This window comes from Inquilinus sp. (assembly GCF_057815775.1).
This window is the reverse complement of the sequence record NZ_JBYRFX010001199.1, coordinates 1-4,650: the sequence shown is the minus strand read 5'-3', so window position 1 is coordinate 4,650 and position 4,650 is coordinate 1. Positions and strand designations below refer to the sequence as shown.

Genomic DNA, 4,650 nt, shown 5'->3' with positions numbered 1-4,650 from the left:
GCCGGGGATCTTCCTCGTCGTCGGCAGTCGCCGGGATCGGGCGGATGCCAGGGGCTTCCGACGTCGGGGCCCGTGCTGCGGCAGCCTGGCCGGACCGGTCGGCCACGGCCTTGCGGCGGGCGTCCTCGGCGGCACGCTCGGCGTCACGACGCTTCTGCTCTTCCTCGAGCACGAAGCGCTCTTCCGCGACCTTGCGGCGGGCCTCGTCCTCGATCGCGTTGAGCTCGTCGAGCTCGCGGCGACGCAGGGATTCCGGGTCCAGCGGAGCTGAGGGCTCGGGCGCCGTCTCGACGGTTTCCACCGCCTCGTCGGTCGCCTCGTACTCGGGCTCGTCGGGCAACAGGCGCCGGGCTTCCTCCTCGCGCAGGGCACCCTGCAAGGCGCGCTGCCGCGCCTCGCGTTCGGCCTGCGAAAGGACCCGTCCACCGGCACCGCCGCCGCCACCACCGCGGCCGCTGCGGCCAGGCTGGCCGCCCTCGGCCGCACGCCGGGCTGCGGCACCACCATCGGCCAGGGCCGTGTTGGTACCGCCGCGCTGGCGCTTGACCTCGACGGTCACCGCCTTGGAACGGCCGTGGCTGAACTGCTGGCGCACCTGTCCTGAATCGCCCGGCTTACCACTGAGGGTCAGCTTCGGCTTCGCGCTGCCCAGCGACAGCGTCTTGCGATCTTGTTCCTTGCTATCCGTCATATCGTCCAGCGTGATCCGCCGCTATCCCTGTACAGAGAAGGCCGGCGCGGCATTCGATGCCTCGTCGACCACACCACGTCCAGCCGGTCCGTCGGCTCGACCACGAATTCCATCCAGCCGCATCGCTTCCGCGATCAGCCGCTTCGCCAATCCACCGCGCGCTACTGCGGCATGTACCATCCTGTCACGGGCAAAGGCCATCCCCAGCGTATCTGCAGAAAAACTCTCCACCAGGCGAGGGTGTGACGGGATCGACGAAGCCAGCGCTGCAAGTTTGCCCCGCCCGTCCATGGCGCCATCCGACGCCCCGAGCAGGATCGCGACGCGACCTTCGACCAGCCAAGCATGCACTTTCTCATATCCGGCCACCGCCTGTCCCGCGCGGCGTGCCATTCCGATGAGATCGACACAATTCCGGAACAGCAGGGCCTCGACTCGTTCGACCAGATCGCTCGGCACTTTGACCGATTCCCGCGCCGCTCGTGAGAACAGCTTTTTGGCCACCGCCCGCTGCAACGCCTCACGCTCGGCGGCGACCCACAGGCCGCGGCCCGGCAGACGTTCGGCCAGATCGGGCACGACCTCCCCGTCGGGGCCGACGACGAAGCGAATCAGCTCCGCCTTCGGCCGCACCGCACCGGTGGCAAGGCACCGCCGCAGCGGGCCATCGGCCTCGGGCTCGGTCAGATCGCCCGGCGGCACATCGTCCGTGGGCAGATCATCCGGGGGAATGTCGGTCGTGTCGGTCAGGTCTTGGTCTCCTCCTCGAACCAATGGGCGCGCGCCTGCATGATCAGGGCGTTCGCTTCATCGAGCGAGATGGTCTTCTCACCGAGGGTCTCGACCAGTTCGTCACCGGCAAGGTCGGCAAAATCGTCCAGCGTCTTGATGCCGGTCTCGGCCAGCTTGACCAGGATCGCGGGGGTCAGCTGCTCGATCGCGGCCAAGTCATCGGCGACGCCGAGTTCGCGGTAACGTTCGGTCAGCAACCGGTCGCGCTCCTCGAGCCAGCGCAGCGCACGTTGCTGCAGTTCGCCGGCGACGGTCTCGTCGAAGCCTTCAATCTCCGCCAGCTCGTCGAGCGGGGTGTAGGCGATTTCTTCGACCTGGCGGAAGCCTTCGGCGACCAGCAGATGGGCAATGACGTCGTCGACGTCCAGAGCCTCGATGAACAATTCGCTGCGCGTCCGGGTCTCTTCCTGGCGGCGCTCGCTCTCTTCGGCCTCGGTCAGGATGTCGATATCCCAGCCGGTCAGCATCGAGGCGAGGCGGACATTCTGGCCGCGGCGGCCGATCGCCAGCGACAGCTGGTCGTCCGGCACCACAACCTCGATCCGGTTCTGGGTGTCGTCGAGCACGACCTTGGCGACCTCGGCCGGGGCCAGCGCGTTGACGACGAAGGTGGCGGGATCCGACGACCAGGGAATGATGTCGATCTTCTCGCCCTGCAGCTCGCCGACGACGGCCTGGACGCGGCTGCCGCGCATGCCGACGCAGGCGCCGACCGGGTCGATCGAACTGTCCTTCGAGATCACCGCGATCTTGGCGCGGCTGCCCGGGTCGCGGGCCACCGACTTGATCTCGATGACACCGTCATAGATCTCGGGCACTTCCATCGCGAACAGCTTGGCCATGAACTGGCCATGGGCGCGGGACAGGAAGATCTGCGGGCCGCGGGCTTCCTCGCGGACGTCATAGATGTAGGCGCGGACGCGGTCGCCGACCTTGAAGTGTTCGCGCGGCAGCAACTCGTCGCGGCGGATGACGCCCTCGGCGCGGCCGAGATCGACGGTGACGTTGCCGTATTCGACGCGCTTGACCGCGCCGTTGACGACCTCGTCCACCCGGTCCTTGTATTCCTCGAACTGGCGGTGACGCTCGGCCTCGCGCACCTTCTGCACGATCACCTGCTTCGCCGTCTGGGCGGCGATGCGGCCGAAATCGATCGGCGGCAGATCGTCGATGACAAAGTCGCCGACCTTCAGCGTCGGCCAGCGCTTGGCCGCGTCGGGGACGGCAAGCTGGGTGGCCTCGTCCTCGACCGCCTCGACGATCTGGCGATAGCGGCGCAGCTCGATCTCGCCCGACTTGCGGTTGATGTGGGCACGGATGTCGTGCTCATGGCCGTATTTCGAGCGACCGGCCTTCTGAATGGCCTGCTCCATGGCGGTGAGCACTTCGTCGCGGTCGATGCTCTTCTCGCGTGCCACGACATCGGCAACATGCAGGAGTTCCATGCCTTGGGCGTTCCTATGCGTCTTGTGCGTCAGGCTGCGGTGAGGCGGCTGCCGCGAGGGCGTCAGCCTGCTCGGCTTCCGCGGCAGCGGCTTCGATCAGGGCGTCGGTCAGGATCAGCTTTGCCCGCTGGATTTCGGCGAAGGGCACCTGGACCACTTCGTCCTCCTTCTCCGGACGAAGCAGAACCGCCTCGGCTTCGACCCCGGTCAGCGTGCCGCGCAGCCGCTTGCGGCCGGCGACGGCGACCCGGGTCTCGATCCGCGCCTCGTGGCCGAGGAAGCGTTCGTAGTCGGCGGGCTTGGTCAGCGGGCGATCGATGCCGGGCGAGGAAACCTCCAGCGTGTAGGCCGTCTTGATCGGATCCTCGACATCGAGGACCGCCGACACGGCCCGGCTGATTTCGGCGCAGTCTTCCACGGTCATGCCGCGGCGGTCGATCCGCTCCGCCATGATCTGCAACTGCGGCCGATGCTCGCCGCCCATCATCAGGACGCGCACGACTTCATAGCCCATCGCTTCCAGCGACGGCGCCACGATCGCGCGTACTTGATCCACTTGCGTCATTCTCTCCGGCATTCCCCGCGTCCAGAGCCATGGAAAGCCGTCACCACAACAAAAAAGGCGGGCCGCAGCCCACCCTAATCGACCGTTCGACCGAATAACATTCGACCTGAACGCTATGGGTAACTGCGGTGATATATAGCGATCCGCCCGCAATACGCAACCCGATTCGCGCCCAAGCCGCAGGGGAGTGCGAGAAATGCGGAGGCTAGAGCCGAGGCCGGCGCCGGAATCTCAGATAATAGGGCCGGCCGTGCAACGCCTTCTGCTCGTAGCGGGTCGGCGGCCAGTCGGCCGGGCGCTCGCGCCAATCGGCCGGGCCCTCCGCCATCCAGGCGAAGGCGGGGTTGCGGCGGACATGGTGCAGCGACCAGTCCAGCAGCGGGGCGTCGTCGGTGGCGATGCGCAACTCGCCGTCATCGGCCAGCAGCCGGGCCAGGTCGGCCACGGTCTCGTCCTGGATGAAGCGGCGGGCGCTGTGGCGCTGCTTCGGCCACGGATCGGCGAACAGCAGGAAGAGGCGGCTGACCGAGCCTTCCGGCAGACGGTCCAGCAGCGGCCGGGCGTCGTCGGGCCAGACCCGCACCATGTCCAGCCCTTCGCCGGCCACCGCGGCCAGCAGGGTCGACATGCCGTTGATGTAGGGCTCGCAGCCGATGATGCCGATATCGGGATGCTGCGCTGCCTGCCAGGCTAGGTGTTCGCCGGCGCCGAAGCCGATCTCCACCCACAACTGGCGCGGCGGCCGGGGAAACAGTGCGGCAGGGTCGAGCGCGCCGTCCTCTGTGGGGAGGGCGACGGTCAGCTGCGGCAGCAGGGTCTCGATCAAAGCGGCGCGGCCGGTGCGGAGCTTTCGCCCCTGGCGCCGGCCGTGGAAGTTGGGGCGCGGCGGGGCCGAGCCCGCCGCGCCGGTCGGGTCGCTCATGGGATCAGAAGGCCGAGCGAAGCTCGTCCACCAGATCCGTCCGCTCCCAGGAGAAGCCGCCATCGGCCTCCGGGGCGCGGCCGAAATGGCCGTAGGCGGAGGTCCGCGCATAGATCGGCGCGTTGAGCTTGAGGTGCGAGCGGATGGCGCGCGGCGTGCAGCCCCCGATAAGCTGCGGAAGCACCGTTTCGAGCTTGGCGGGATCGACCCGATCGCCGCCATGCAGGTCGACATA

General features: G+C 68.0%; 6 protein-coding genes. All 6 read right to left on the bottom strand.

All coding sequences use genetic code 11. The annotated features are described in order from the left end of the window. On the bottom strand, nucleotides 1–691 hold a 691-nt coding region (locus AC3XYG_RS42625; protein WP_489145993.1), incomplete at its 3' end, for a translation initiation factor IF-2 associated domain-containing protein. Nucleotides 692–712: 21 nt separating this feature from the next. Beyond that, on the bottom strand, nucleotides 713–1,465 hold the full coding sequence (locus tag AC3XYG_RS42620; RefSeq protein ID WP_489145992.1) for an RNA-binding protein: 753 nt from the start codon (nucleotides 1,463–1,465) through the stop codon (nucleotides 713–715). Further along, complete coding sequence (nusA, locus tag AC3XYG_RS42615; protein WP_489145991.1) at nucleotides 1,438–2,928, bottom strand: transcription termination factor NusA; 1,491 nt, start codon at nucleotides 2,926–2,928, stop codon at nucleotides 1,438–1,440. The genes AC3XYG_RS42620 and nusA overlap by 28 nt, the downstream gene beginning before the upstream one ends. Nucleotides 2,929–2,941: 13 nt before the next feature. Then, the gene (gene rimP / locus AC3XYG_RS42610; protein ID WP_489145990.1) at nucleotides 2,942–3,505 is read right to left on the bottom strand and encodes a ribosome maturation factor RimP; all 564 of its coding nucleotides are present in this window, start codon (nucleotides 3,503–3,505) and stop codon (nucleotides 2,942–2,944) included. A 193-nt stretch (nucleotides 3,506–3,698) separates the two neighbouring features. Beyond that, entirely contained in the window at nucleotides 3,699–4,415 is a 717-nt protein-coding gene (trmB, locus tag AC3XYG_RS42605; RefSeq protein ID WP_489145989.1) for a tRNA (guanine(46)-N(7))-methyltransferase TrmB, read from the bottom strand. Between the two features lie 4 nt (nucleotides 4,416–4,419). Further along, nucleotides 4,420–4,650 (bottom strand): methionine adenosyltransferase domain-containing protein (locus AC3XYG_RS42600; RefSeq protein WP_489145988.1); only part of this gene is annotated, 231 nt, incomplete at its 5' end.